The organism is Mycobacterium sp. P2_H7, assembly GCF_056403275.1.
This window is the reverse complement of sequence record NZ_JBFUFU010000010.1, coordinates 145,612-171,498: the sequence shown is the minus strand read 5'-3', so window position 1 is coordinate 171,498 and position 25,887 is coordinate 145,612. Positions and strand designations below refer to the sequence as shown.

Genomic DNA, 25,887 nt, shown 5'->3' with positions numbered 1-25,887 from the left:
TTGACCTCAACCATCATTGAGCTCCTACCGTGGGGCCATGACCTTCAAACCGCACGAAATCGCCTTCCTCACCGACGCAGATCTGGGTCGGCTGGCGACCATCGCACCGGACGGCACCCCGCAGAACAGCCCCGTCGGCTTCACCTACAACGACGAACTCGGCACCATCGACATCGCCGGCTACCGGATGTCGGCCAGCCGCAAGTTCCGCAACCTCGCGAGCAATGACAAGGTCGCCTTCGTCGTCGACGACATCGTCTCCCGCGATCCGTGGCGGGTGCGCTGCCTGGAGATCCGCGGCACCGCCGAGCAGGCCACGACATCCGGGGACGACGGCGACGCAGCCATCATCCGGGTCACGCCGCGCCGGATCATCAGCTTCGGCATCGACGATCAGAACACCGAACCGCACGACCTGGTGCCTGACATCCGCGACGCCTAGCTCTGTCGGCGTTGCACCAGGAGCGCGGCCACCGCACCGGCCTCGTTGATGGCCAGGTGCGCCAGCATCGGCGCCACCAGACTGCCCGACCGGCGGTACAGCCAGTCGAACGCCCAGCCGGCGGCACCGGTAGCCGCGACGGTGACCCACACCGGCTCCCCGGTTCGTTTGGCATCGCCGATGTGGCTGAGCCCGAACGCAATTGCCTGAACCAGGCGGCCCGTCCGGACACCGAAGGCCGCCGCGGCGACGGCGCCCAGGCCACCACGAAACGCCGCCTCTTCGGCCCACACGGTGGCCAGTGGGATACGCAGCAACAACCAGCGGGCCGGATCGCCGGGCAACTCGCGCGCGGCCATCCCGGCCCGCACCGCGGGCAGCGCCGCCGACGCGGCGATACCCACCGCGATCGGGGCGGCCACCGCCAGACCCAGGCGCACACCCGAGCGCGCAGCGGAGCCACGCAAGCCGACGTCCGCACCGCTGACGCCGACCAACGCCGTGCCCGCCGCCGCGAGCACCGCCGGGCGGGTCAGCACGGATTTGCCCACTGCCAACGCGGCGGCCAGCGCAACGACCCGGAACATGGTGCCGGACATCAGTATTGGTCGGATCCGGTGTCATGGTGCAGCGCGCCACGGACCCGCTCGGTGTCCGCGGGCGTCCAGCCCTTCGGCGCGGCGACGGCCACCCAGCCGTCGAGCACCGAGTCGCCGTAGTTGTGCCCGTGCCCGCCCGGTACCCCGGACGCGTTCGTCATGTCGGCGCCCACCTGCCAGAACGTCACGATGGGATACCAGCGCATGGACGCCGTGCGGTCGGCACCCGGCGACTCGGTCAGCCAATCCGGCCTGGAGAACAGTAGTTTCGGCGACCACCAGACGATCGGGTCGGAGGCGTGCTGCAGGAACAACACCCGGGTGCCCTCCCATGGCGCCGCCGCCACCCCGGCGATGTCGTCCGCATTCTGGGCCTGGGAGAACCGCACCGTGCGCCCGTTGTCGTAGCGCGGTTCGACCTCGGGCGTGCCCGGGTCCCGGCGTTGCACGAGTCCGCTCCACAGCGCACTCTCGTTCGGCGGCCCCACCCACAGCACCGACGAGAAGTCCATCGCCGCGATGTCGGGCAACCAGCCGAACGCGCCCTGACCGCCCAGTGACCCCAGACTCTCGCCGTACAAGGCCAGCTTCGGCCGGTGCGCCGGCGGCAGTTTCGACCAGCGGTCGTGCACGGCGTCGATCATCAGCCGGCCGGTCTCGACCGACTTCTGCCGGTCACCCAGGAACGAGATCCAGCTCGGCAGATACGAATACTGCATACCGACCAGGGCGGTGTCCCCGTTGTACATCAGCTCGATGGCCCGCGCCGCAACAGGATTGACCCACCCGGTGCCCGTGGTCGGGACGATCACCAACAGCTTGCGCTCGAAGGCGCCGGTGCGTTCCAGCTCGCTGAGCAGCACCGCCAGCCGGCCTTCGTCGGTGTCGGCGGTCTGCAGCCCGGCGTACACCCGGATGGGTTCCATCGCGGGGGTGCCGTTGATGCGGGTGAGCGCGGCGGCGTCGGGTCCGCCGGCGACGAAGTTGCGACCCTGGTAGCCCAGGGTGTCCCAGGGCGCGAACGACGTCGGACTGCCCGACCTTTCCGGCTGCAGCGGCTGGCTGACGCCTGCGCGGGTGGTGGAGTTCTGCGGCTGGAACACACTGCTGGCCCCCAGCAGGAAGCCGCGGTAGAGCACGCCGTTGACGAGCGTGATGATCAACACCACCACGACGGCGGTGCCGATGAAGAACGCCACCTCGTGGTGCAGGTGCCAACGCCGGATCATCACCCGGGCCAGGAGTTTGACGGCGTCGATGAGGATCCGCCAGGTTCCGACGCAGGCGGCGCCGACCAGCAGCGCGATCAGCAGCGTCCGCAGATACTCCGCGGTGCCCGGGCCCGCGATACCCATGGCCGCCGACACCTGGCGCTGCCAGGCCGCGGCCGGGATCAGCACCAGTAGTGCCGACCCGACGGAGCCGGCGACGATCGCGGCCTTGAGTGCACGGGTCACGCGCGGGGGTGGCGGCCACCACGAGCGGCGCCGAAGGACGAAGCGGTGCAACAATTTTCCCACTCCGACACCGATGCCGTAACCGATCGCGGCGTTGATACCGCCGATCAGCCCGGCGAACAACCAGTCCCTGGGCAGCAGCGACGGGGTCAGCGACAGACAGAAGAACAGGGCGCCGAAGGCCACGCCGACGAAATCGAGGCGGACCAGGCTCCAMGCCCACAACAACAGTGGGTGGTGTGTACCGGTCCGCTCGATCACCCGAACAACCCGGGCAACACGCCCTCGGAGGTCCTTCGCAACTCGTCGAGCGTCACACTGAACTGGCCCTGCACGTCCACCGAATCGCTGCCCTCGTCGGCCACCCCGATGCGCTCCACGGGCAGCCCGCGCGCCTCGCACATGGCCCGGAACCGGCTCTCCTCGGTGCGCGGCACCGCAACGAGCACCCGGCCCGCCGACTCGGAGAACAGCGCCACGAAGGGATCGGCACCTTCCGGAAGGATGATGCGGCAACCGGTTTCGCCGGCCAGCGACGCCTCGACGACGGCCTGGATCAGGCCGCCCTCGCTCAGGTCGTGTGCCGCCGAGACCAGACCGTCGCGCGACGCCGAGGTGAGCACCTCGGAGAGCAGCTTCTCCCGGGCCAGGTCGACCTTGGGCGGCACCCCACCGAGATGGTCGGCGGTGACCTGCGCCCAGATGGAACCGTCGAACTCGTCGTGGGTGTCCCCGAGCAGCAGCAGCGTCTCGCCGGGTTCGGCGCCCAGGCCGGTGGGGATGCGGCGCTTCACATCGTCGATGACGCCGAGCACCCCGACCACCGGGGTGGGCAGGATCGCGGTGGCGCCGGTCTGGTTGTAGAAGCTGACGTTGCCGCCGGTGACCGGAATACCAAGGGCCGCACAGCCGTCGGCGAGCCCGCGGACCGCCTGGGAGAACTGCCACATGACGCCCGGGTCCTCGGGGGAACCGAAGTTCAGGCAGTTCGTCACGGCGACAGGCGTGGCACCGGTGACGGCGACGTTGCGGTACGCCTCGGCCAGCGCGAGCTGCGCACCGGTGTAGGGGTCCAGCTGCGTGTAGCGACCGGAGGCGTCGGTGGACACCGCGACGCCGCGGCCCGTCGCCTCGTCGATGCGCAGCACACCGCCGTCGGCGTGTTCGGCCAGCACGGTGTTGCCGCGCACGTAGCGGTCGTACTGCTCGGTGATGAAGGCGCGGCTGCACAGGTGCGGGCTGCCGATCATCGCGAGCAGGGTCGCGCGCAGTTCGTCACCGGTCCCGGGCCGGGTCAGCCCCGCCGACGTGTCGGCGATCAACGCGTCCTGGGTGTCGGGCCGGGCGACCGGGCGCTGGTATACCGGGCCCTCGTGGGCGACGGTGCGCGGCGGGACGTCGACGACGGTCTCGCCGTGCCAGGTGATCTCGAGCCGGTCCCCGTCGGTGACCTCACCGATGACGCTGGCCAGCACCTCCCATTTGCGGCACACCGCCAGGAATTTGTCGACGTTCTCGGGAGTGACGACGGCGCACATGCGTTCCTGCGACTCGCTGGACAGGATCTCGGCCGGGGTCATGTTCGCAGCTCGCTGCGGCACCGCCTCCAGCTCGACCCGCATGCCACCATCGCCGGCGGATGCCAGTTCCGATGTGGCGCAGGACAATCCGGCACCGCCGAGGTCCTGGATGCCGACCACCAGGTCGGCCGCGTAGAGCTCCAGGCAGCACTCGATGAGCACCTTCTCCATGAACGGATCGCCGACCTGGACGGCGGGCAGCTTCTTGCGGCCGGGGCCGGAGCCCTCGTCGCCGCCGAAGGTCTCCGAGGCCAGCACCGACACACCGCCGATACCGTCCAGACCGGTGCGGGCGCCGAACAGGATGATCTTGTTGCCGGTACCTGAGGCGAACGCCAGATGCAGATCCTCCTTGCGGAGCACGCCCACACACAGCGCATTCACCAGCGGGTTGCCGGCGTAGGAGGCGTCGAACACCGTCTCGCCGCCGATGTTGGGCAGGCCGAGGGAGTTTCCGTAGCCGCCGACGCCGCGGACCACGCCGTCGAGCACCCGTCGGGTGTCGGGGGCATCGGCCGCACCGAAGCGCAGCTGGTCCATCACGGCCACCGGGCGGGCGCCCATCGCCATGATGTCGCGCACGATGCCGCCGACACCGGTGGCCGCACCCTGATAGGGCTCCACGTAGGACGGGTGGTTGTGCGATTCGACCTTGAAGGTGACGGCCCAGCCGTCGCCGATGTCGACGACGCCGGCGTTCTCGCCGATGCCGGCCAGCATCCCGGCGCGCATCTCGTCGGTGGTGGTCTCACCGAAGTAGCGCAGGTGCACCTTGGAGGACTTGTAGGAGCAGTGCTCGCTCCACATCACCGAGTACATCGCCAGTTCCGCGTCGGTGGGGCGGCGGCCCAGGATCTCGCGGATGCGCTGATACTCGTCGTCCTTGAGGCCGAGCTCACGGTAGGGCTGCGGGTGTTCGGGGGTGGTGGCTGCGCGCTCGACGGTGTCTACTTCGGGACTGTTACCAGACGTCACGGAGACAGTTTATTCGTTCTTCGCCGAGCGGCCGACCAGCACCGGTCCCAGCAGTCCGTACAGCGCGACACTGCCGAGCACCACCAGGATGGTGCAGAGCAGCACGGCGCGTTCGGCGTCCCCGTCGAGCACGTTGAACGCGAGTAGTCCCAGCACGATGGTCGCCGCGCCGCGCGGCGCGAGAACCGCCAGCAGCCGGCGTTCCGGCGAGGCCACCCCGGAGCGGGTCAGCGACAGCACCACCGGGACGAACCGGACCACGGTGACCACCAGCACGCAGAACACCACCAGCCCGATCGAGACGCCCTCTTCGAGCACGTACCAGGCCACCGCACCGAACACGAACCACAACACGGCCGACAGCAGGAACGCCACGTCGTCGAGTAACTCCAGTTCACGGGCCGGATCGGAGTAGCGCCGCAGCCCGTTGAACGCGATGCCGCAGACGAACGCGGCGACGAAACCGTTGCCGTGCGACGCCACGTTCAGCGTGTAGGCCAGCACCGGCGTGCACAGCAGGATCAGCCGCCGGGATCGGTCGGTCATCAGCCCGCGGCGATCCACCGCGTTGGCGGCGACGGCGACCACCGCGCCGATGGCCAGCCCCAGCACCACCGCGCTCACCAGGTGCGGGACCGCCTCCCGCACGGCGTGCATCAGGCTGGCCGGGCCCGCCTGTTCGCCGCCGGCGATCGCCAGGGCGAACACCAGGATGGGCGCGACGACGCCGTCGCTGTAGCCCTCTTCGATGTTGAGCAGGTTCCTGACCCGGGCCGTCGATGATCGGCAGGATGACGTCGGTGTCCAGCGCGGCCGCCATCGCGTGATGGGTTCCGACTCCCACCGCCGCACCCATCACGACCAGGACCATCGCCGGCGTGATCCGCCAGCGGTCCAGCAGCCGGGCGAACAGCGCCCACAGTGTCAGCGCGGCGGTGATCCCGACGACAGACCACACGATGCCGGCGGATCCTGTCAGGAGGACGCCGCCACGCAGAAGGCGTTGCCGTCCGGGTCCGCGAACACCACCCACCGGAACTCCGCGCCGAAGTCGTGCCGGCCGGTTTCGGTGGCGCCCAGTGACACCAGCCGGGTCACCTCGGCTTCCAGGTCCGCTGCGCTGAAGTCGACGTGCACCCGGTTCTTGCCCGGCGTCGGATCGTCGACCCGCTGGAAGCCCAACCGCAACCCGCCTGCCAGGGCGACGAACACGAATTCCCCTGGCATCAGGGCATTCAGCTCACCCCCGGTGGCCGTCGCCCACCACGCCGCGAGGCGGTCCGGATCGTGGGAATCGAAGGTGATCATCTCCACGCCAAGGCCCATACCGGGAGCCTAGCGACTACGCGGGTGCCAGGAACGCCGCAAGCGCAGCCGAATAGGCGGCGACGTCGAGGGCACCCATCACCTCGCGGGACGAATGCATGGCCAGCTGCGCCGCGCCCACGTCGACGGTCGGGATCCCGGTGCGTGCGGCCGTCATCGGCCCGATCGTCGACCCGCAGGGCAGGTCGGCCCGGTGCTCGTAGCGCTGCAGCGGCACCCCGGCCTGCCGGCACGCCAGCGCGAACGCCGCCGCGGTCCGGCCGTCGGTGGCGTAGCGCAGGTTCGGCTGCACCTTGAGCACCGGACCGGCGTTGACCGCGATCTGGTGGCCGGGCTCGTGGCGCTCCGGATAGTTCGGGTGGGTGGCGTGCGCCATGTCCCCGGAGGCCACCATCGACGCGCTGCACCGGCGCAGGAAATCCTCGCGTGTGCCGTTGCCGGCCAGCACGACGCGCTCCAGCACCGTCGGCAGCAGTTCGGACTGGGCGCCGTGATCGGACTGCGAGCCGACCTCTTCGTGGTCGAACAGCGCGAGCACCGGGATGTGGCCGGTGGGTTCGGTGTCCAGCAGCGCCTGCAGTCCGGCGTAACAGGTGACCTGGTTGTCCAGCCGCGGTGCGCTGACGAACTCGCCGCCGGCGCCGGTGATCGCCGAAGCGGTCAGGTCGTGGGTCATCAGTTCGAAGCCCAGGACGTCGGAAGCGCGCACCCCGGCGCGTTCGGCGACGAATTCGAGAAAGGACCGCTGCTCCCCCAGCCCCCAGACCGCGTTCACATGGCGCTGCGGGTCGGGGCTGACGCCCTTGCGGTCGTCGGACAGGTGGATGGCCAGTTGCGGCACCCGCAGGATCGGGTCGTCGATCCGGACGAGCCTTTCCACCACCGCGGCGCCGTCCGCGACCGACAGCTGTCCGCTGATCCCGAGGTCGCGGTCCAGCCACGAATTCAGCCAGGCGCCGCCGTAGGGCGCCAGCGCCACCACCTGCCAGCCGGCGACCACCCGGTCCGGATGCTGTTTGACGCGCAGGTTCGGACTGTCCGTGTGGCCGCCGACGATCCGGAACGGCACGTCACCTGGCGTCGAATCCCAGGCCACCAGCGAACCCGCGCGCACCGTGAAGAACTTTCCCGCGGCCGGCCAGGCGTCGGCCTCGGACAGCTCGGTGTAGCCGGCGGCCTCCAATTGGCGCGCGGCAGTGGCACACACATGGAACGGTGACGGCGACGCGTCGATGAACTCACACAGGCTCTGGGGGCTAGCTGGCATCTTTTCATCTTGACCGGTGAGGAGACGGTCGGCCGCGCTAGGGTCTGCGATGTGCCCGATCTTGTTCCGCAGGCGGTATTGGCGCCGCTGACCCCGGCCGCCATCTTCCTGGTCGCCACCATCGACGACGGCGGCGAGCAGACCGTGCACGACGCCCTCGGCGACATCTCGGGTCTGGTCCGCGCCATAGGGTTTCGCGATCCGGCCAAGCAGCTGTCCGCCGTCACCTCGATCGGCTCCGACGCGTGGGACCGGCTGTTCTCCGGACCCCGGCCCGCCGAACTGCACCCGTTCATCGCCCTGGACGGACCCCGCCACCACGCACCGTCGACACCGGGCGATCTGTTGTTGCACATCCGGGCCGAGTCGCTGGACGTGTGCTTCGAGTTGGCCGGAAAGATCGCGCAGGCGATGGCCGGCGCCATCACCATCGTCGACGAGGTGCACGGTTTCAAGTTCTTCGACAACCGCGATCTGCTGGGCTTCGTGGACGGCACCGAGAATCCGGGCGGCGCGCTCGCGGTGCACGCCAGTCAGATCGGCGCCGAGGATCCGGACTTCGCCGGCGGATGCTACGTCCACGTCCAGCGCTACCTGCATGACATGTCGGCCTGGAACGCGCTGTCCGTGGAGGAGCAGGAGCGCGCGATCGGCCGCACCAAACTCGATGACATCGAACTCGACGACGCCGTCAAACCGGCGAACTCCCATGTGGCCCTCAATGTCATCGAGGACGCGGACGGCAACGAGCTGAAGATCCTGCGCCACAACATGCCGTTCGGCGAGATCGGCAAGGGCGAATCCGGGACCTACTACATCGGGTATTCGCGGGCCGCAGCCGTCACCGAGCGGATGCTGCGCAACATGTTCATCGGCGATCCGCCCGGCAACACCGACCGGATCCTGGACTTCTCCACCGCCGTCACCGGTTGCCTGTTCTTCACCCCGACCGCCGACTTCCTCGACGACCCCCCACCGTTGCCCGGCGACGAGGACGCGGTTCCCGTCGTCGTCGCCGTCCCCGCCCCCACGTACTCCGGCTCACTGTCGATCGGCAGTCTGAAAGGACAACCCCAATGAACAACCTCTACCGCGAACTCGCCCCGGTCACCGACGAGGCGTGGGCCGAGATCGAGCAGGAGGCGACGCGGACCTTCAAGCGCCACATCGCCGGCCGCCGGGTCGTGGACTGCGCGGGGCCGAGCGGGGCCACCACCGCATCGGTGTCCACCGGGCATCTGATCGACGTGGCCTCTCCCGGCGACGGTGTGCTCGCGCACCTGCGGGACAGCCGTCCGCTGGTGCGGCTGCGGGTGCCGTTCACGATCACCCGTGAGGCCATCGACGATGTGGAGCGCGGTTCACAGGACTCGGACTGGGATCCGGTGAAGGACGCTGCCAAGAAGCTGGCGTTCGCGGAGGACCGGGCGATCTTCGAGGGCTACGCGGCCGCGAACATCAAGGGCATCCGGGCGTCGAGCTCCAACCCGGGGCTGGCGCTGCCCGAGGATCCCCGCGACTATCCCGACGTGATCGCCCAGGCGCTCTCCGAACTGCGGCTCGCCGGTGTCGACGGCCCGTATTCGGTGCTGCTGTCGGCCGACGCGTACACGAAGGTCAGTGAGACCACCGAGCACGGCTACCCGCTGCGCGAGCACCTCAACCGGGTGGTCGACGGGGACATCATCTGGGCCCCGGCCATCGACGGCGCGTTCGTATTGTCCACGCGCGGAGGCGATTTCGATCTGCAGCTGGGCACCGATGTGTCCATCGGCTACCTTTCCCACGACGCGGAGACCGTGCAGCTCTATCTGCAGGAGACGTTCACGTTCCTGAACTACACCGCCGAGGCGTCAGTCGCACTGAGCGCCTGACCCCGCCCTCATTCCGCGAGCGTGCGCGTCTGTACGTCGACGCGCCGCAGAACGTGGAATTTCGCGCACGCTCGCGGGCGGCGACGTCAGGCCGTCAGCACCGCGTCGAGCGCCGAGTAGAACAAGCCGAGCCCGTCGTCGGACGGGCCGGTCAGTGCTTCGGTGGCGTGCTCGGGATGCGGCATCAGCCCGACCACCCGACCGTCGGCGGAGCTGACCCCGGCGATGCCGCGCATCGACCCGTTGAGGTTGTCGCGGTAGCGGAACACCACGCGACCCTCGCCCTCCAACTCGTCGAGCACGGCCTCGGAGGCCACATAGCGGCCCTCGCCCGACTTCAGCGGCACCAGCAGATCCGCGTCCTGCTCGTACCGGCTGGTCCACGCCGTCGCGTTGGACGCGACCTGCAGCCACACGTCCCGGCAGATGAAGTGCAGGCCGGCGTTGCGGGTCAGTGCGCCCGGCAGCAGGCCGGCTTCGCACAGCACCTGGAAGCCGTTGCAGATGCCCAGTACCGGCAGGCCGCCGCGGGCGGCGTCGACCACCGAGCGCATCACGGGAGCGAAGCTGGCGATGGCGCCGGCCCGCAGGTAGTCCCCGTAGGAGAACCCGCCGGGCACCACCACGGCGTCGACGTTCTTCAGGTCGGCATCGGCGTGCCACAGGGCGACGGCCTCACCACCGGACAGCCGTACCGCCCGGGCGGCGTCGACGTCGTCGAGCGTCCCGGGGAACGTGATCACGCCGACTTTCGCAGTCATGCCTGTTCCCTGCTGACGACGAAGTCCTCGATGACGGTGTTGGCGAGCAGCGATTCGGCGATCTCGGCCAGCGCCGCGTCGGACACCGAGTCGTCGACTTCGAGCTCGAAACGCTTGCCCTGACGGACATCCGAGATACCTGGATGGCCGAGACGCCCCAGCGCGCCGACGATCGCCTGCCCCTGCGGGTCGAGGATCTCGGCCTTGGGCATCACGTGCACTACGACGCGGGCCACGGGTACTCCTTCGAAAAATTCGGAAAGCGGTCCTGATCGGCTGTAACTCTACCGACGTGAAGACAAGCCACAATGGAGCCATGCAACTCACGCACTTCGGTCACTCCTGCCTGCTGGCTGCCTTCCCGAACGGCAGTGGGGATGACACGACCGTGCTGTTCGATCCGGGCACCTTCTCGCACGGTTTCGAGGGCATCAGCGGACTGGACGCGATCCTGATCACCCATCAGCATCCCGACCACGCCGACACCGCCCGGCTGCCTGCACTGTTGGACGCAAATCCGCAGGCCAAGCTGTACGCCGATCCGCAGACCGCGGCCCAGTTCGGAGGCGCGTGGACGGCGGTGCACGCCGGGGACGCGTTCAACGTCGGCCATCTGTCGGTGCGGGGCGTGGGCGGCACGCACGCGACAATCCACCCCGAGATCCCGGTGATCGACAACACGTCCTACCTGATCGGTGACGGCGACCACCCGGCCCGGCTTATGCATCCCGGCGATGCACTGTTCGTCCCCGGCGAGCCGGTGGACGTGCTGGCCACCCCGGCGGCGGCGCCGTGGATGAAGATCTCGGAGGCCGTCGACTACCTGCGCGCGGTCGCCCCGACCCGCGCCGTACCGATCCATCAAGGCATCGTCGAGCCCGCCGCCCGGGGCATCTACTACGGCCGGTTGTCCGAGATGACGGACACCGACTTCCAAGTGCTCGACCCGGAGAACGGAACGGCATTCTGAACGCGCGCTCACTGCTGTTCTGGTGGCCGCCTGTCGGTCTGACGGCCATGGTGGTGTTGGGCCTGCTGGTCGGTCCCAGCAACACGGCCTTCGACATCGCCGCGCTCGATGCGATGAACAGGATCCTCGGACCCGACCCGGTGTGGATGCTGTGGTTCACCTGGGGCATCGCGATGGTCGTGCTGCTGTTCTGCGCGGTGCTGGTGACGCTGTGGCGGCGGCGCTGGCGCGTGGCGGCGGTGGTGGCCCTGTGCCCGGTCGTCGCACTGATCGGGTCGCGGGTCCTGAAGACGTTGTTCGGCCGGTCCAAGAGTGACGGCCGAAGCTGGGCCCACGCGTATCCGAGCGGGCACACCACGGTGGTCACCACGGTGACGGCGATGGTGGTGTTGGCAGTCGGCTACACGGCATGGCGGGTGGCGCTGGCCGCCGCGGTCAGCGTGATCGGCGGTATCGGGATGGCCGCCATCGACGCCCACTATCTGACCGACATCTTCGGCGGCTGGCTGTGGGCCACCTCCATCGTGTGTCTGGCCGTCCTCGCGGCCGGACCTCAGGCGGTGTCGCGCGCGGCCGCCCGGCCCGCGGCCCTGCCGGAGAACACGCAGCCACCCAAGAAGGTGCCTTCCAGCGATCTGTAGCCGTGCACTCCGCCACCGCCGAACCCGGCGGCCTCCCCGGCGGCATAGAGCCCGGCGAGCGTGCCGCCGTCGGCGGTCAGCACCCGCGAATCCAGGTCGGTGTGCAGCCCGCCCAGCGACTTACGCGTGAGGATGTGCAACTTCACGGCGATCAGCGGGCCGGCCTTGGGATCGGTCAGCGGATGCGGGGCGACGACGCGGGCCACCCGGTCCGGCAGGTACTCCCGGGCGCCGCGGATAGCGGTGATCTGCCCGTCCTTGGTGAAGCGGTTGACCACCTCACGGTCCCGGGCGGTCACCTCGGCCTCCACCGTCGCGTAGTCCAACGGCTGCACGTCGGCGACCCCGTTCATCGCGGACACCAGTTCGCGCAACGAGTTCCCGGTGACGAAATCGGCGCCCTTGTCCACGAACGCGCGCACCGGCGCGGGTCCGCCGTCCCGGCCGCGGGCCAGCACCGCGCGCACGCTGCGCCCGGTCAGGTCCGGGTTCTGTTCCTGCCCGGACAGGCCGAACTCCTTGGCGATGATGCGGGCGTTGAGGATGAACCAGGTGTAGTCGTGGCCGGTGGCAGCGATGTACTCCAGGGTGCCCAGGGTGTCGAACCCCGGGTACAGGGGCACGGGCAGACGTTTTCCGTCGGCGTCCAGCCACAGCGACGACGGACCGGGCAGGATCCGGATGCCGTGGTCGGGCCACACCGGGTCGTAGTTGGTGATGCCCTCGGTGTAATGCCACATCCGGTCGGCGTTGATCACCTGTGCGCCTGCGGATTCGGCGATCCCGATCATCCGGCCGTCGACGTGTTCGGGCACCCCGGAGAGCATCGTCTTGGGCGGCGTCCCCATCCGGGCCGGCCAGTTCTTGCGCACCAGTTCGTGGTTGCCCCCGATGCCGCCACTGGCGACGATCACCGCCTGAGCCCGGAACTCGAAGTCCCCCACAGTGTTCCGCGATGACGCGACGCCACGCGCGGCGGCCGACAGTTCCAGGACGGCGCCGCGCACACCGACGACGGCGCCGCCGTCGACGATCAGTTCGTCGACCCGGTGCCGGTGCGCGAACGTCACCTTCGAGTTGCCGAGCAGGCGGCGGGCGAAGATGTCCACGAGCGCCGGGCCCGTCCCCCACGTGATGTGGAAGCGCGGGACCGAGTTGCCGTGTCCGCGAGCGTCATAGCCGCCGCGTTCGGCCCAGCCGACGAGCGCGAAGGTCTGCAGCCCGCGCTCGCGCAGCCAACGGCGCTTCTCCCCGGCGGCGAAGTCGACATAGGCGTGCGCCCACTGTCGGGGCCAGTGATCCTCGGCGCGATCGAAACCGGCGGCGCCCAACCAATCCTGGAGTGCCAGTTCGTGGCTGTCGTGGATACCGAGGCGGCGCTGCTCCGGGCTGTCCACGAAGAACAGGCCGCCGAAGGACCAGAACGCCTGACCGCCGATGTTGGCCGCGTTCTCCTGGTCGATGATCAGCACGCTGCGGCCGCGTTCGGCCAGTTCGCATGCGGCGACCAGGCCTGCCAGTCCCGCACCCACCACGATGACGTCAGCGTCCATGAGACGCCACGTTAGTCTCAGGCGGCGTCGGTCAAGGCGGGGTACGGCGTCCAGCGGTACACCGCAGGCACGCACTGGTGCATGAGGGCCAGGTCGATGGCATCCAGGATGGCCTGCCGGGTGCCGCTTCGGCGCAGTTGGCGGGCCGACACGGCCAGGCGCACCATCCCGCCCCGGCGGGCGCTGCGCTCGGCGGACAGCACCAGCGTCCGGCACCACCACGGCTCGGTCAGGAAGCCCTCGCCGATGCCGAGCACCCGGGCCCGGATGGCGGTCTCGCGCATCAGATCGGTGATGTCCGCGACGCCGATCAGCAGCCGGAAACCATTGCGCGGCAAGGCCGCGACCGTGCCCTGGGACACCGTCCAGCCGGGCGCGGCGAACAGCCGGGTACGCAGTCCCAGATGCTCAAGAACCCGGTCGGCGCCCATCAGGCGGAGATTCGCCTCGTGCGCGGGCAGCACCGCGAATTCGCCCTTGCGCGCCTTGGTGGCGGCCTCGTCGAACCCGTGCAAGACCAACGCGTCCCCGCGGGAGCGCCGGTCGCTGAGCCAGTCGACGCCGGCCCGGTCCTGTTCCAGGCGGTAGTCACCCTTGAGCCGCGGCGCGACCATCAGCGACACCGGGACACCGCGTGCGTCGAGCTCACCGCAGAACGCGTCGACCTCGGCCAGGGTGCGATCCCGGATGCCGGATATGGAGACGATCAGTTCTCCTGCCACGTTCACAGTGTGGCAACGCCAGGTGTCGCGACGGTTGCGAACACCCGGACGCAAGTTGGCTATTTCGGGAGAACCGCCTCGATCGCCGCGATCACCTCGGGTGCGTCGGGTTCGGTGCGCGGCCGGAACCGCTGCACCACGGCGCCACCGGGCGCCAGTAGGAACTTCTCGAAGTTCCACTGGATGTCGCCGGCCTCACCGTCGGCGTCGGCCGCCGCGGTCAGGGCGGTGTACAGCGGATGCCGGTCGTCCCCGTTGACGTCGACCTTGGCCAGCAGCGGGAAGCTGACGCCGTAGGTGGTCGAGCAGAACGTCTGGATCTCCTCGGCACTGCCCGGCTCCTGACCCATGAACTGGTTGCACGGCACCCCGACGACGGTGAGCCGGCCCGCGTAGTCCTGGGCCAGCTTCTCCAGTGCGGTGTACTGCGGCGTCAGTCCACATTTGGAGGCGACGTTCACGACGAGCGTTGCGCCGTCGGACAATTCGGCCAGCGTGGTGGATTCTCCGGCGAGGGTGGTCAGCGGGAGGTCTTGGATGTCTGTAGGGCTCACGGCTTCCGACGCTAGCCGTCGAACAGGATCGCCGCCAGCCTCTCGACCATGGCGACGGGATCGCCGGTGGTGTCGACCGCGTCGTTGAGCCACAACTGGGCGAATCCGTGCACCAGGGACCAAGCGGCCAGGGCGGCAGCCTCGGGATCCGCGTGGGCGTGCGGGTCGGCGAGCGTGCCAACCCCGCGGTTGAGCTCGGCCCCCGCCGCGTCGGCGGCCCGGCGCAGTTCCGGGTCGTCGTCGTCGAAGAGCGACTTGTCGAACATGACCTCGTAGTGGCCGGGATGGTCGAGGGCGAACCGCACGTACGCCTTGGCGGCGTCGATGAATTGGGGTCTGGCGTCGGTCAGCGCGGCCGCCAGCAGCCGGAATCCCTCGGCGGCCAGCGCGGTGAACAGACCGCGCCGGTCGGTGAAGTGATGCGCCGGCGCCGCGTGCGAGACGCCGGCCGCCCTGGCGAGTTCGCGCAGCGAGATGCCGTCGGCGCCGCGTTCGGCGACCAGGATCGCCGCCTGGGCCAGGATCACCGCGCGCAGGTCGCCGTGGTGATAGGTCCGCTTGTCCACCCGCACATCCTATCTTGACAGCGCCTAGTTTCCGGTTAGGTTAGATCTAGTCACTGTCTAGATTAGGAAGGTTCGATGGCCGTCTTCCTCGCACTCGTACTCGGGTCCCTCGCGGCGCGGTTGAGCATCGCCGACACCTGGCCGGCCGCCCTCGCGGCCGGGCTCGCGTTGATGTTCATCCTCACCGGAGTGGCCCACTTCGTCCCGAGCATGCGCCGGGACATGATCGCGATCGTGCCGCCGCGGTTGCCCCGGCCGGCACTGCTGGTCACCGTCACCGGCGTGCTCGAACTGGCCGGCGCGGCCGGGTTGCTCTATCCACCCACCCGAGTGGCCGCCGCGACATGCCTGTTCCTACTCATGCTGGCCATGTTCCCGGCCAACATCCACGCCGCGCGGATGCCCCGTCCGCCGGCGTCGATGACCACCAACCTAGGTACGCGGTCCGCCGAACAGGCTGTCTACCTGGCCGCTGCCGTAGTTGTCGCTGTCTGCGGTGGCCAGTAGCCACGCGAACTGGAACGCGGTTTCCTTCCACCGTTCGTAGCGCCCACTGATACCGCCGTGCCCGGCCACCATCTCGGTCTTGAGCAGCACCGGGTGCTCGTCGGTCTTGCTATGACGCAGGGCGGCAACCCATTTCGCGGGCTCGACGTAGTACACCCGGGTGTCGTTGAGCGAGGTCATCGCCAGGATGGCCGGGTAGTCCTTGGCCTCGACGTTCTCATACGGCGTGTACGACTTCATGTAGTCGTAGACGTCCTTGTCCTCCAACGGGTTTCCCCACTCATCCCATTCGGTGACGGTGAGTGGTAACGACGGGTCCAGGATGGTGGTCAGCGCATCGACGAACGGCACCTGGGCCAGTACACCGGCGAACGCCTGCGGGGCGAGATTGACCGCCGCACCGATCAGCAGGCCGCCAGCACTGCCGCCGAGCGCCACCAGATTCTGCGCCTTTGTCAGCCCGGTGTTGACCAGATGCGTTGCCACCGCGACGAAGTCGGTGAAGGTGTTGCGCTTGTGCAGCATCTTCCCGTTCTCGTACCACGGCCTGCCGAGTTCGCCGCCGCCGCGGACATGCGCCACCGCGAACACCATGCCGCGGTCCAGTAGGGATAGCCGTGCGATCGAGAAGCGCGGATCCTCACAGGACTCGTAGGCGCCGTACCCGTAGAGCAGTGCCGGTGCGGGGAAGGCCAACCCGGCCCGGTGCACCACCGAGATGGGAATCCGCGCACCGTCGTCGGCCACGGCCCAGTCCCGGCGTTCGACGTAATCCTGCGGCCGGTAGTCGCCAAGGACGGGCTGCTCCCGCAGCAGCGTGCGCTCGCCGGTGGTCAGGTCCAGGTCGTAGATCCGCACCGGGATGACGAACGAGGTGGCACCGACGCGCAGCTTCGGCGACGACCAGTTCGGGTTCCCGGACAGGCCCGCCGACATCAACTCGGATTCGAAGGCGATCTCCTCGACCGCACCGTAGGAACCGTCGGCGTTGATGGGCCACAACTGGATTCGCGGCAGCGCCTCGCTGCGGTAGCTGACCACCAGGTGCTTCTCGAACGCGTCGACACCGTCGAGGCGGACATCGTCGCGGCCCTCGATGAGGGTGCGGAAGGCGGTCGGGTCGCTCACCGGGGCATCGACCAGGGTGAAGTTCAGCGCCCCGTCGTTGTGCATGATCAGGAAGCGGTCCTCGCCGCCGACGACCGCATGCTCGACGGAGTATTCGACCAGTTCCCGGCGCGGCAGCACCACGGTGAACTCGGCCTCCGGGTCCGCGGCGTCGGCGTAGCGCACCTCGGTGGTGACCGCGCTGCCCGCCGCGATGAGCACGTACTTGTCGCTGCGCGTGCGCCCGACCGCGAGCCAGAAACGCTCGTCGGGTTCGTGGAACACCTTCTGCGAGGGCAAGCCCGCACCCAGCCGGTGCCGCCACACGGTATCCGGGCGCCAGGCGTCGTCGACCGTGACGTAGTAGACGGTGCGGTTGTCCGCGGCCCAGGTCACCCCGGCGCCGATCCCGGTGATGGTGTCCTCGTACAGCTGATTGGTCCGTAAGTTCCTGAACCGCAACGTGTACCGCTCGTCACCCTTGACGTCCACCGAGTAGGCCAGCACGCTGCCGTCGACACTGACACTGATGGCGCCGAGCGAGAAGAATTCGTGGCCCTCCGCCTCGATGTTCTCGTCGAGCAGAATCTGCTCACCCGGAATCGCCGTGTTCTCGTCCAGGACGGGCGGGGTCCAGTCATCGGAATCGACTATCGGGCAACGGCATTGCACGCCGTACTGCTTACCCTCGAAGCTGCGCCCGTAGTACCACCAGTCGCCGCGGCGGGTCGGGATCGACAGATCCGTCTCCTTGGTGCGGGCCTTGATCTCGTCGAAGATCTTCTGCCGCAGGGGCGCCAGGTGGGCGGTGGCCTGGTCGGCGTAGTCGTTCTCCGCCTCCAGGTGGGCGATGACCTCGGGGTTGTCCTTCTCGCGCAGCCACTCGTAGTGGTCGATGAAGACGTCGCCGTGATGCTCGCGGCGTTTGTCCACGCGTTTTGCCACCGGCGGGTTCATGCACTGATCCAATCGCTGAAACTGAGTCCGGAAATACGTTCGTAGGCTTCGATATAACGCGCCCGGGTGGCCGCGGCGATCTCCTGCGGCAGCGGCGGGGGCGGGGTGTTGCCGTGCCGATCCCAGCCGGAGTCCGGTCCGGTCAGCCAGTTGCGGACGAACTGCTTGTCATAGCTGGGCTGCACCACACCGGGTTGGTAGCTGTCGGCAGGCCAGTACCGCGACGAATCCGGGGTCAGCACCTCATCGGCCAGCACCAGCTCACCGTCGGCATCCACCCCGAACTCGAACTTGGTGTCGGCGACGATGACACCCTTGCTCAACGCGTGCTCGGCCGCCTTCGAATAGATGGCCAGAGTGCGATCGCGCAGCTGCGCGGCGCGCTCGGCGCCCACCTGGGCCACCACCGCGTCGAAGGCGATGTTCTCGTCGTGATCGCCGAGTTCGGCCTTGGAGGCCGGGGTGAAGATCGGCGCGGCGAACTTGCTGGCCTCGCCCAGACCCGCCGGCAGTTCGATGCCACACACCGAACCGGTCTGCTGGTAGTCGATCAGCCCGGATCCGGTGAGGTAGCCGCGGGCCACGCATTCGACGGGCAGCATCTCCAGTTGGCGCACGACCAGCGCACGACCCAGCACCTCGGCGGGGATGCGCTTGTCGTCGGGCGGGCCGGCGAGGTGGTTGGGCACGCCCAGGTGGTCGAAGTAGAAGACGCTCATCGCGGTCAGGATCCGGCCCTTGTCGGGGATCTCGGTGTCCAGGATGTAGTCGAATGCCGAGATGCGGTCGGAGGCCACGAACAGCAGGTGGTCGTCGTCGATGCGGTACAGCTCGCGAACTTTGCCGCTGGCCAGATGCCGGTAGTCGGTCAGAGCGGGGCGCATCCGACCACCCTATGTGCTGGGATCGGAGTCATGAGCTCGCGGTACCTCCCCTATGCCACCAAGCCCGGCCGGCTGCTGGCGCAGCTGCTCAGCGATATCTCGGTCATCATCTGGACGGCCATCTGGGTGATGGTCGGCGGGGCCGTCTACTCGGCCGTCGCCACCATCTCCAAGGTGGGCCGTCAGGTGCAGAGCGGCGCCGACGGTGTGTCGGGCAACCTAGCGTCGGCAGGTGACAGCACCGACGACGTCCCGCTGATCGGTGACACCCTGGCCGGACCGCTCAAGGCCGCCAGCCGCGCCGCCGACGAGATCGCCGGCGCAGGCCACAGCCTCGACGTCACCGCGAGTTGGCTGGCGTGGGTGCTGTCCCTGGCCGTGGCGGCCACGCCGATCCTGGCCGTCGCGATGCCCTGGCTGTTCCTGCGGGTGCGGTTCTTCCGCCGCAAGCTGGTGGTGTTGTCCCTGGCCTCCAGCCACGCGGGTCAGGAGCTGCTGGCCATGCGGGCCCTGGCCAACCGGCCACTGGCCAAGCTCACCGCCATCGACCCCGACCCGATCGGGGCCTGGCGCCGGAACGACCGGATGGCGATCCGTGGCCTGGCCCTGCTGGAACTGCACGCGGCCGGGATACGTCTCAAGTCCTAGCCCCCGAGCGGCGATTTGTGGAGCGCCACCCGTAATCGTTCCGGCTGCGGCTCCACAAAACACGACGAATGGAACCGATCACCAGGCGAGTGCGTCCAAGTCGACATGCTCAACAACTTGCTGCGTGATCACGACGGGGTCATCACCTTGGCCCAGGCTTTACAGACCGGCATCAGCCAGGGCGACATCGACTACCGGGTGCGCACCGGCAAGTGGCGACGATGCGCCCGCGGTGTGTACTTCGCCGACGACCGGCAGTTCACCGATGCTGCGCGGGTTCGTGCCGCCGTATGGTCCTACGGCGACGAGGGCGTTGCCAGTGGGCTGACCGCCGCCTGGTGGCATCGCCTCACGCAGTTCGCCCCGGACATCATCGAAGTCACCGTGTCCAGGTGTCGCCGGCTCAAACTCCAGCCCGGCACGAGGCTGCGGCGACGCGACCTCGATCCGGCCGAAGTCGTCGAGGACCGAGGCTTGCGGGTGACCGCGCTTCCGCTCACGGTCGTCGAGGCATCGGTCCGTCGGGGCGGAGGAGCCAAAATCATGGACACGGCTCTGCAGCGGCATCTCGATCTGCCCGACCTCTGGAAGTCGCACCTGAACAACAAGGGCCGGCACGGATCACCGCGCGCACGAATCCTGTTGTTGGCTGCAGGTGACGGCACACGATCCGAGGCCGAGCGGTTACTTGGGAAAATCCTGCGGCAAGCCGGTATCACCGGTTGGACGGCGAACTATCGGGTCGCCGGGTACAAGGTGGACTACGGCTTTCCCGCCGCCACCCTTGCGCTCGAGACCGATGGTTGGGCATTTCACAGCGATCCGGATGTCTTTCACAATGACCGGGTCCGCCAGAACGCCCTCATATTGTCCGGCTGGCAAGTGCTCCGATTCACCTGGCTCGACCTCAACGAATATCCAGAGCGGGTCGTTGCACAGGTCAAACACGCTCTGAACCAGCGACTTGTGGAGCAACACCCGTAATGGTTACGGGTGAGACTCCACAAATCGCACGACGAGGTGCCGCATACCGGTGTGCCGGTTGCTCCGTGTCCATTCCACCGGCGCCACCAATTCCGCTCCGGAGAAACGGGCCAGCAGCTCTTCGAACATCACCCGCAGCTCCAGGCGGGCCAGGTTCGCGCCCAGGCAGTAGTGCACGCCATAGCCGAAACCCAAGTGCGGGTTGGGTTTACGGGTGATGTCGAACGTGTCCGCATCCTCGAACACCACCGGGTCCCGGTTCGCCGAGCCCTCCCAGACCTGCACCTTCTGCCCCGCGGTGATCGCCACACCACTCAGCGATACATCGGCGGTGGCGGTACGCCGCTTCGACGGCGACGGTGTCGTCCACCGCACCATCTCTTCGATGGCGTTGGGCAGCAACGACATATCGTGACGTAGGGCGGCCCATTGCGACGGGTGCTCGATCAACGACAGCAACCCGCCCGCGACGGCATTGCGGGTGGTCTCGGCGCCGGCACTGAACAGCAGGCTGAAGAACAGGTACAACTCTAGGTCTGACAGCTCAGCGTCGGCTGCATTGGCCACCACCGAGAGCATGTCGTCGGTGGGCTGCGCGCGCTTGGCGGCGATCAGCTCCTGACCGTAGGTGTACATCCGGACGCCGTCGTCGGCGTCGACCTCCCGCGCCAGATCGAACTGCGGCTCGATGGCATGGAACAGCCAATGCCGTTCGGATTCCGGGATTCCCAGCAGGATGCAGATCATCTGCATGGGCAGCTCGGCCGCCACCTCGACCAGGAAGTCCAACGGCTCGCCGGGCACCACCGCGTCCAAAAGCCGGCGGGTGCGCACCCGAAGGTCATCCTCGACACGGCTGATCATCCGCGGCGTCAGCCCCGAGGACACCAGCCGCCGGATCTGCGCGTGCCGCGGATCGTCCATCATGTTGAGCACCTGACCGGCGATGGACAGATCCTGCAATAGCGTCCCGCCATAGGGCCGCGTACCGCCGGTGACGGACGAGAATGTCACCGGATCACGCAGCACCGCAAGCGTTTCGGCGTGGTTGGCAACCGACCAGAACCCCTCGCTGTCCGGGGTGTGCTCGGTGGGCGAGTGCCAGAGCACCGGCCCCATGCGCCGGTGCTCGGCGAACAGCTCGTGGGGAAACCCGTGCGCGAAGTTGTCCAGATCGGTGAGATCTGCCAGCGTCACAAGATGGCGCCCGATGTGTACTTGGCGGCCTCCGGGTAACGGCTCACCAGCTCGTCGACCGCGCCGACCACCGCGTCCACCTGAGCCGAGGCCGCGCCGGTGAACGCCGCGCGGTCGGCCAGCGCGGCGTCGAGGGCGACCCGGTCCAGCGGCAGCCGCGGGTCGGCAGCCAGCCGGTCCAACAGGTTTGGCTCCGCACCCTTTTCCCGCATCGCGAGGGCGACGGCCACCGCGTGTTCCTTGATCACCTCGTGGGCCGCTTCGCGTCCGACCCCGGCGCGCACCGCGGCGATGAGAATCCGGGTGGTCGCCAGGAACGGCAGGTAGCGATCGAGTTCGCGCTGGATCACCGCGGGGTAGGCGCCGAACTCGTCGAGCACCGTCAGGAAGGTCTCGGTCTGCCCGTCGATGGCGAAGAACGCATCCGGCAGCGCGACCCGGCGCACCACCGAACAGAACACGTCGCCTTCATTCCACTGGGCGCCGGCCAATTCGGCGGCCATCGATCCGTAGCCGCGCAGGATCACCTGCAGACCGTTGACCCGTTCGCACGAGCGGGTGTTCATCTTGTGCGGCATCGCCGAGGACCCGACCTGCCCCGGCGCGAATCCTTCCGTGACCAGTTCATGCCCGGCCATCAGCCGGATGGTGTGCGCGAACGACGACGGCCCGGCGCCCACCTGCACCAGTGCCGAGAGCACATCGTGGTCCAGCGAGCGCGGATACACTTGACCGACGCTGGTGAAAACGTCTGCGAATCCCAGGAATTGGGCGACGCGGCGCTCCAGTTCGGCGAGCCGGTCGGTGTCCCCGTCGAACAGGTCGAGCATGTCCTGGGCGGTGCCCATCGGGCCTTTGATGCCGCGCAGCGGGTAGCGGTCGATGAGCTCGCGCAGCCGCTGCAGCGCCACCAGGGTCTCCTCGGCGGCGGATGCGAAACGCTTGCCCAGCGTGGTGGCCTGCGCCGCGACATTGTGCGACCGGCCCGCCATCGTCAGCTCGCGGTACACCACCGCCCGCTCGGCCAGCCGGGCCACAACGGCCACACCGTGCGAGAAGACCAACTCCAGGGAGCGCCGGATCTGCAGTTGCTCGACGTTCTCCGTGAGGTCACGGCTGGTCATGCCCTTGTGCACATGCTCGTGGCCGGCGAGGGCGTTGAACTCCTCGATGCGGGCCTTGACGTCGTGGCGGGTGACGCGTTCGCGCGCGGCGATGGAAGCCAGGTCCACGTTCTCCAGCACCCGCTCGTAGTCGGCCACCACCCCGTCGGGCACCGGCACCCCGAGTTCGGCCTGGGCGCGCAGCACCGCCAGCCACAACCGGCGTTCGGCGACGATCTTGGCTTCGGGTGACCAGATGGCCACCATGTCATCGCTTGCGTAGCGGTTGGCCAGGACATTCGGGATGCTCACGAACACACAGCTTACGAGTCAGTCGAACGGCGCGAGAACGTCGATCACTTCCATGAGCGTCGCGCGCGCCGTCTCGCGGGCAGTGTCACCGTCGTCGACGAGCGCGGCGACCACCGCACCGTCGACGGCGCGGACCAGCGCGGTGAGCAGTTCGGTGCGCACCGTCCGGCCGGATCGTTCGACCACTTCGACGACTGCATCGGTGCGTTGACGCAGGATCCGGCGCTGAATGTCGCGCAGTTCCGGCTGCCGCGCGCACGCGATGTAGCGCTCATAGCGGGAGATCAGTTCGGGCACCCGCGACCCCGGATCGTCCCCGACCAGGAGGTCCACCAGCAGGTCGGCCGTCGACTCGGCACCGCGCCGCCGCCGCGACAGCGTCGCCACCTGTGTCTTCAAAAGTTCGGCCTCCCGCGTGCCGACCTGTTCGACGGCCTTGGCGATGAGGTCCTCCAGGGAGGAGAAGTAGTACGTCGTCGACGCCAGCGGCAGACCAGCCCGGCGCGCCACTGCGCGATGGCGCACCGCATCGATGCCGCCTTCGCACAGCAGGTCGGCGGCGGCGCTGACGAGCGCACCCCGCCGCCGTTCACCCTTGGGGGTCACCGCCGCTGTCACGCTTTGCATGCTGCCAGCAAAGAGCCTGTTGTATGGGGGTTTTTCGGCAATCGCCAAGCCACTACACATGTTCGTCACACAGCCGATGGCATGATGGCCCGCATGCCAGACGTGACTCGCCGGACCGTTCTGYGGCTGGGCCTCGGCGCGGCTGCCGGCGCGGCGGGCGCCTACGCGCTGGGCTCGCTGCCGACCGTCCCGGAGGCTGCCACCCCGCCCGTGACGATGACGAGTGTGGGTGCTCCGCTCGCGCCGCTCCCCCCTCTGGCCCCGGCCGCACCGGCCCCGACCTACGTCACCGGATCGTTCGTGTCGGCGGCGCGCGGCGGAATCACCACCAACTGGGCCATCGCCCGGCCGCCCGGCCAGACGGCGCCGCTGCGTCCGGTGATCGCACTGCACGGCAAGGGCAGCGACGCCGCCACGGTCATGGCCGGCGGGGTCGAGGACGGTCTGGCTCAGGCCGTCGCCGCCGGGATACCGCCCTTTGCGGTGGTCGCGGTCGACGGCGGCGGCGGGTACTGGCACAAGCGTGCCGACGGCGACGACGCCGGAGCGATGGTGCTCGACGAGCTGATCCCCATGCTGGCCGGTCAGGGGCTGGACACCACCCGGGTGGGATTTCTGGGCTGGTCGATGGGCGGGTACGGCGCACTGCTGCTGGGCTCGCGGCTGGGCCCGGCCCGCACCGCGGCCATCTGCGCGGTCAGTCCGGCGTTGTGGACCTCGTCGGGGGCGACGGCGCCCGGCGCATTCGACGGCGCCGACGACTACGCGGCCAACAGTGTCTGGGGTCAGCCCGCGCTGGGCTCGATCCCGATCCGCATCGACATCGGCAACAGCGATCCGTTCGCCTCGGCGACGCGGCAGTTCATCGCGCAGCTGCCCACCCCGCCGTCAGGCGGGTTCTCCCCCGGTGGTCACGACGCCGGGTTCTGGAGTTCGCAACTGCCCGCCGAGGTCTCCTGGATGGGCCCGTTGCTCGTCGCTTAGATCCCGATGCGACCTTCGGCCGCCGCCAAACCGATATCGCTGCGGAAGTGGCTGCCCGGCAAGCGAACTGAGCCGACTCGCCGGTAGGCGTCGGCCCTGGCCTCGTCCAGGTCGGCACCCGTGCCCACCACTGACAGCACCCGCCCGCCCGCGGAGATGACGGCACCGTCGTCACGACGGCTGGTGCCCGCGTGCAGGACGCCGTCGGCGTCGGCTCCGGCGATCACATCGCCGACGCGCGGCCGGCCCGGATAGTTCTCCGCGGCGATGACCACGGTGACCGCCGCGCCGTCGCGCCATTGCAGTGCCGGTTGCTCGGCCAGTGTCCCGGTGGCGGCGGCGTGCAGCAGGGTTCCGAGCGGCGATTCCAGCAGGGCGAGCACCGCTTGGGTCTCGGGATCGCCGAAGCGGCAGTTGAACTCGACGACGGCGGGCCCGTTCGACGTGATGGCCAGCCCCGCGTACAGCAGCCCGGAGAATGAACTCCCGCGTGAAACAAGCTCGGCAGCAACGGGTTTGACGACATCGTCGACGATGCGGCGCAGCACCTCGTCCGACAGCCAGGGCAGCGGGGTGTAGGCGCCCATCCCGCCGGTGTTGGGTCCGGTGTCGCCGTCGCCGACCCGTTTGAAGTCCTGCGCGGGCAGCAGGGGCACCACGGTCTCGCCGTCGACGACGCAGAACAACGACACCTCGGGGCCGTCGAGGAACGATTCGAGCAGCACCGGATGCCCGGACTCCAGCAGTTCAGCGGCGTGGGCGCGCGCCGCGTCGCGATCCGCGGAGACGACGACGCCCTTGCCCGCGGCCAGGCCGTCGTCTTTGACCACCCAGGCCCGCTGACCGGCCGACGGGCCGAAGCGGTCCAGGGCGGCGTCGAGGTGGCCGGGGGTGTCGACGATCTCGCTGGTGGCGGTGCGCACGCCGGCGACGGTCATCACGTCTTTGGCGAAGGCCTTGGACCCTTCGATGCGCGCGGCGTCCTTGGACGGGCCGAAGGCGGCGATGCCCGCGGCCCGCAGTGCGTCGGCGACACCCAGCACCAGGGGCACCTCGGGTCCGATCACCACGAGGTCCGCTTCGAACTTCCGCGCCAAGGCGACGACGGCCTCACCCGAGGTCGCGTCGACGTCGTATTGGTCGGCGAGGGCGGCCGTCCCGGCGTTGCCGGGCGCGATGGCCAGGGCTTCTACGCCGGGGTCGCGGCGCAGCGCCAGCAGCAGGGCATGTTCACGGGCACCGGATCCGATCACGAGGACGCGCACGAGTGCTCACCTTATCGGCACCTCC

27 protein-coding genes are annotated in these 25,887 nt (G+C 68.9%); 9 read left to right on the top strand and 18 right to left on the bottom strand.

The features are described from left to right. Positions 1-37: 37 nt before the first annotated feature. Positions 38-442 carry a PPOX class F420-dependent oxidoreductase gene (locus AC1DY7_RS16100; RefSeq protein WP_477494703.1) on the top strand — a complete coding sequence of 135 codons (405 nt, stop codon included), beginning with the start codon at positions 38-40 and terminating at the stop codon, positions 440-442. On the opposite strand, the gene AC1DY7_RS16095 is transcribed toward AC1DY7_RS16100, so the two are convergent. From AC1DY7_RS16095 to AC1DY7_RS16070, 6 genes are all read right to left on the bottom strand, one after another. Next, complete coding sequence (locus AC1DY7_RS16095; protein WP_477494702.1) at positions 439-1,041, bottom strand: Rv0804 family intramembrane glutamic endopeptidase; 603 nt, start codon at positions 1,039-1,041, stop codon at positions 439-441. The genes AC1DY7_RS16100 and AC1DY7_RS16095 overlap by 4 nt on opposite strands. Continuing rightward, entirely contained in the window at positions 1,041-2,759 is a 1,719-nt protein-coding gene (locus tag AC1DY7_RS16090) for an alpha/beta hydrolase (protein ID WP_477494701.1), read from the bottom strand. Before AC1DY7_RS16090 ends, AC1DY7_RS16095 begins: the two co-directional genes overlap by 1 nt. Beyond that, entirely contained in the window at positions 2,756-5,053 is a 2,298-nt protein-coding gene (purL, locus tag AC1DY7_RS16085; protein WP_477494700.1) for a phosphoribosylformylglycinamidine synthase subunit PurL, read from the bottom strand. Before purL ends, AC1DY7_RS16090 begins: the two co-directional genes overlap by 4 nt. A gap of 9 nt (positions 5,054-5,062) precedes the next feature. Next, complete coding sequence (locus AC1DY7_RS16080) at positions 5,063-5,905, bottom strand: cation:proton antiporter domain-containing protein (protein WP_477494699.1); 843 nt, start codon at positions 5,903-5,905, stop codon at positions 5,063-5,065. A 123-nt stretch (positions 5,906-6,028) separates the two neighbouring features. Then, positions 6,029-6,379: a VOC family protein gene (locus tag AC1DY7_RS16075; protein ID WP_477494698.1), complete on the bottom strand. Its 351-nt coding sequence runs from the start codon at positions 6,377-6,379 to the stop codon at positions 6,029-6,031. Between the two features lie 16 nt (positions 6,380-6,395). Further along, on the bottom strand, positions 6,396-7,646 hold the full coding sequence (locus AC1DY7_RS16070) for a M18 family aminopeptidase (RefSeq protein WP_477494697.1): 1,251 nt from the start codon (positions 7,644-7,646) through the stop codon (positions 6,396-6,398). 51 nt (positions 7,647-7,697) lie between these two features. On the opposite strand from AC1DY7_RS16070, the gene AC1DY7_RS16065 reads away from it, so the two are divergent. Beyond that, a complete protein-coding gene (locus AC1DY7_RS16065) occupies positions 7,698-8,726 on the top strand; it encodes a Dyp-type peroxidase (RefSeq protein WP_477494696.1) in 1,029 nt (342 codons plus the stop codon). Next, the gene (locus AC1DY7_RS16060; protein WP_477494695.1) at positions 8,723-9,520 is read left to right on the top strand and encodes a family 1 encapsulin nanocompartment shell protein; all 798 of its coding nucleotides are present in this window, start codon (positions 8,723-8,725) and stop codon (positions 9,518-9,520) included. The genes AC1DY7_RS16065 and AC1DY7_RS16060 overlap by 4 nt, the downstream gene beginning before the upstream one ends. 86 nt (positions 9,521-9,606) lie before the next feature. Here the strand turns inward: AC1DY7_RS16060 and purQ are convergent, their stop codons facing one another. Together purQ and purS are read right to left on the bottom strand one after the other, a co-directional pair. Further along, entirely contained in the window at positions 9,607-10,281 is a 675-nt protein-coding gene (gene purQ, locus AC1DY7_RS16055; protein ID WP_477494694.1) for a phosphoribosylformylglycinamidine synthase subunit PurQ, read from the bottom strand. Further along, on the bottom strand, positions 10,278-10,517 hold the full coding sequence (purS, locus tag AC1DY7_RS16050) for a phosphoribosylformylglycinamidine synthase subunit PurS (protein ID WP_477494693.1): 240 nt from the start codon (positions 10,515-10,517) through the stop codon (positions 10,278-10,280). Before purS ends, purQ begins: the two co-directional genes overlap by 4 nt. An 80-nt stretch (positions 10,518-10,597) precedes the next feature. On the opposite strand from purS, the gene AC1DY7_RS16045 reads away from it, so the two are divergent. Next, positions 10,598-11,251, top strand: a complete 654-nt coding sequence (locus AC1DY7_RS16045) for an MBL fold metallo-hydrolase (RefSeq protein WP_477494692.1) — start codon at positions 10,598-10,600, stop codon at positions 11,249-11,251. A gap of 47 nt (positions 11,252-11,298) precedes the next feature. Beyond that, a complete protein-coding gene (locus AC1DY7_RS16040) occupies positions 11,299-11,892 on the top strand; it encodes a phosphatase PAP2 family protein (RefSeq protein WP_477494691.1) in 594 nt (197 codons plus the stop codon). Here the strand turns inward: AC1DY7_RS16040 and AC1DY7_RS16035 are convergent. Genes AC1DY7_RS16035 through AC1DY7_RS16020 form a run of 4 tightly spaced genes read right to left on the bottom strand, consistent with a single transcriptional unit; the run spans position 11,805 to position 15,287 of the window. After that, positions 11,805-13,445 carry an FAD-binding dehydrogenase gene (locus AC1DY7_RS16035; RefSeq protein WP_477494690.1) on the bottom strand — a complete coding sequence of 547 codons (1,641 nt, stop codon included), beginning with the start codon at positions 13,443-13,445 and terminating at the stop codon, positions 11,805-11,807. The genes AC1DY7_RS16040 and AC1DY7_RS16035 overlap by 88 nt on opposite strands. Positions 13,446-13,462: 17 nt before the next feature. After that, positions 13,463-14,167 (bottom strand): DUF2334 domain-containing protein, encoded by a 705-nt coding sequence (locus AC1DY7_RS16030; RefSeq protein ID WP_477494689.1) that lies wholly within the window; start codon positions 14,165-14,167, stop codon positions 13,463-13,465. Positions 14,168-14,226: 59 nt separating this feature from the next. Then, entirely contained in the window at positions 14,227-14,706 is a 480-nt protein-coding gene (locus AC1DY7_RS16025; protein WP_477495050.1) for a glutathione peroxidase, read from the bottom strand. 26 nt (positions 14,707-14,732) lie between these two features. Beyond that, the gene (locus tag AC1DY7_RS16020; protein WP_477494688.1) at positions 14,733-15,287 is read right to left on the bottom strand and encodes a TetR/AcrR family transcriptional regulator; all 555 of its coding nucleotides are present in this window, start codon (positions 15,285-15,287) and stop codon (positions 14,733-14,735) included. Between the two features lie 75 nt (positions 15,288-15,362). Between AC1DY7_RS16020 and AC1DY7_RS16015 the strand changes: the two genes are divergently transcribed. Next, on the top strand, positions 15,363-15,794 hold the full coding sequence (locus tag AC1DY7_RS16015; RefSeq protein WP_477494687.1) for a DoxX family protein: 432 nt from the start codon (positions 15,363-15,365) through the stop codon (positions 15,792-15,794). Here the strand turns inward: AC1DY7_RS16015 and AC1DY7_RS16010 are convergent. Both AC1DY7_RS16010 and AC1DY7_RS16005 read right to left on the bottom strand, forming a co-directional pair. Further along, the gene (locus AC1DY7_RS16010; protein WP_477494686.1) at positions 15,720-17,858 is read right to left on the bottom strand and encodes a S9 family peptidase; all 2,139 of its coding nucleotides are present in this window, start codon (positions 17,856-17,858) and stop codon (positions 15,720-15,722) included. The two genes, AC1DY7_RS16015 and AC1DY7_RS16010, sit on opposite strands and share 75 nt — an antisense overlap. Then, on the bottom strand, positions 17,855-18,742 hold the full coding sequence (locus AC1DY7_RS16005) for a phosphoribosylaminoimidazolesuccinocarboxamide synthase (RefSeq protein WP_477494685.1): 888 nt from the start codon (positions 18,740-18,742) through the stop codon (positions 17,855-17,857). The genes AC1DY7_RS16010 and AC1DY7_RS16005 overlap by 4 nt, the downstream gene beginning before the upstream one ends. Positions 18,743-18,772: 30 nt before the next feature. Here AC1DY7_RS16005 and AC1DY7_RS16000 point away from each other — a divergent pair, with 30 nt between their 5' ends. Together AC1DY7_RS16000 and AC1DY7_RS15995 are read left to right on the top strand one after the other, a co-directional pair. After that, a complete protein-coding gene (locus AC1DY7_RS16000; protein ID WP_477494684.1) occupies positions 18,773-19,390 on the top strand; it encodes a hypothetical protein in 618 nt (205 codons plus the stop codon). 105 nt (positions 19,391-19,495) lie between these two features. Beyond that, complete coding sequence (locus AC1DY7_RS15995) at positions 19,496-20,374, top strand: type IV toxin-antitoxin system AbiEi family antitoxin domain-containing protein (RefSeq protein WP_477495049.1); 879 nt, start codon at positions 19,496-19,498, stop codon at positions 20,372-20,374. A gap of 3 nt (positions 20,375-20,377) precedes the next feature. Here AC1DY7_RS15995 and AC1DY7_RS15990 read toward each other — a convergent pair whose 3' ends face one another. The 3 genes from AC1DY7_RS15990 to AC1DY7_RS15980 are packed head-to-tail and all read right to left on the bottom strand — an operon-like array spanning position 20,378 to position 23,613. Continuing rightward, positions 20,378-21,571 (bottom strand): cytochrome P450, encoded by a 1,194-nt coding sequence (locus tag AC1DY7_RS15990; protein ID WP_477494683.1) that lies wholly within the window; start codon positions 21,569-21,571, stop codon positions 20,378-20,380. Beyond that, the gene (purB, locus tag AC1DY7_RS15985; protein WP_477494682.1) at positions 21,568-22,986 is read right to left on the bottom strand and encodes an adenylosuccinate lyase; all 1,419 of its coding nucleotides are present in this window, start codon (positions 22,984-22,986) and stop codon (positions 21,568-21,570) included. Before purB ends, AC1DY7_RS15990 begins: the two co-directional genes overlap by 4 nt. Before the next feature lie 18 nt (positions 22,987-23,004). Then, complete coding sequence (locus tag AC1DY7_RS15980) at positions 23,005-23,613, bottom strand: TetR/AcrR family transcriptional regulator (RefSeq protein WP_477494681.1); 609 nt, start codon at positions 23,611-23,613, stop codon at positions 23,005-23,007. Between the two features lie 81 nt (positions 23,614-23,694). Between AC1DY7_RS15980 and AC1DY7_RS15975 the strand changes: the two genes are divergently transcribed. Further along, a complete protein-coding gene (locus AC1DY7_RS15975) occupies positions 23,695-24,597 on the top strand; it encodes an alpha/beta hydrolase (RefSeq protein WP_477494680.1) in 903 nt (300 codons plus the stop codon). Here the strand turns inward: AC1DY7_RS15975 and purD are convergent. Next, positions 24,594-25,862, bottom strand: coding sequence for a phosphoribosylamine--glycine ligase (gene purD / locus AC1DY7_RS15970; protein ID WP_477494679.1), 1,269 nt, complete (start codon positions 25,860-25,862; stop codon positions 24,594-24,596). The two genes, AC1DY7_RS15975 and purD, sit on opposite strands and share 4 nt — an antisense overlap. Positions 25,863-25,887 lie beyond the last annotated feature (25 nt).

Bases quoted from the DNA above. Each gene is read 5' to 3' on its own strand.
- AC1DY7_RS16040 (WP_477494691.1), top strand. From the start codon at position 11,299: ATGGTGGTGTTGGGCCTGCTGGTCGGTCCCAGCAACACGGCCTTCGAC.
- AC1DY7_RS16070 (WP_477494697.1), bottom strand. From the start codon at position 7,646: ATGCCAGCTAGCCCCCAGAGCCTGTGTGAGTTCATCGACGCGTCGCCG.
- purQ (WP_477494694.1), bottom strand. From the start codon at position 10,281: ATGACTGCGAAAGTCGGCGTGATCACGTTCCCCGGGACGCTCGACGAC.
- AC1DY7_RS16045 (WP_477494692.1), top strand. From the start codon at position 10,598: ATGCAACTCACGCACTTCGGTCACTCCTGCCTGCTGGCTGCCTTCCCG.
- AC1DY7_RS16015 (WP_477494687.1), top strand. From the start codon at position 15,363: ATGGCCGTCTTCCTCGCACTCGTACTCGGGTCCCTCGCGGCGCGGTTG.
- AC1DY7_RS15995 (WP_477495049.1), top strand. From the start codon at position 19,496: ATGCTCAACAACTTGCTGCGTGATCACGACGGGGTCATCACCTTGGCC.
- AC1DY7_RS16000 (WP_477494684.1), top strand. From the start codon at position 18,773: ATGAGCTCGCGGTACCTCCCCTATGCCACCAAGCCCGGCCGGCTGCTG.
- AC1DY7_RS16035 (WP_477494690.1), bottom strand. From the start codon at position 13,445: ATGGACGCTGACGTCATCGTGGTGGGTGCGGGACTGGCAGGCCTGGTC.
- AC1DY7_RS15980 (WP_477494681.1), bottom strand. From the start codon at position 23,613: ATGCAAAGCGTGACAGCGGCGGTGACCCCCAAGGGTGAACGGCGGCGG.
- AC1DY7_RS16010 (WP_477494686.1), bottom strand. From the start codon at position 17,858: ATGAACCCGCCGGTGGCAAAACGCGTGGACAAACGCCGCGAGCATCAC.
- AC1DY7_RS16005 (WP_477494685.1), bottom strand. From the start codon at position 18,742: ATGCGCCCCGCTCTGACCGACTACCGGCATCTGGCCAGCGGCAAAGTT.
- AC1DY7_RS16100 (WP_477494703.1), top strand. From the start codon at position 38: ATGACCTTCAAACCGCACGAAATCGCCTTCCTCACCGACGCAGATCTG.
- AC1DY7_RS16075 (WP_477494698.1), bottom strand. From the start codon at position 6,379: ATGGGCCTTGGCGTGGAGATGATCACCTTCGATTCCCACGATCCGGAC.
- AC1DY7_RS16095 (WP_477494702.1), bottom strand. From the start codon at position 1,041: ATGTCCGGCACCATGTTCCGGGTCGTTGCGCTGGCCGCCGCGTTGGCA.
- AC1DY7_RS16060 (WP_477494695.1), top strand. From the start codon at position 8,723: ATGAACAACCTCTACCGCGAACTCGCCCCGGTCACCGACGAGGCGTGG.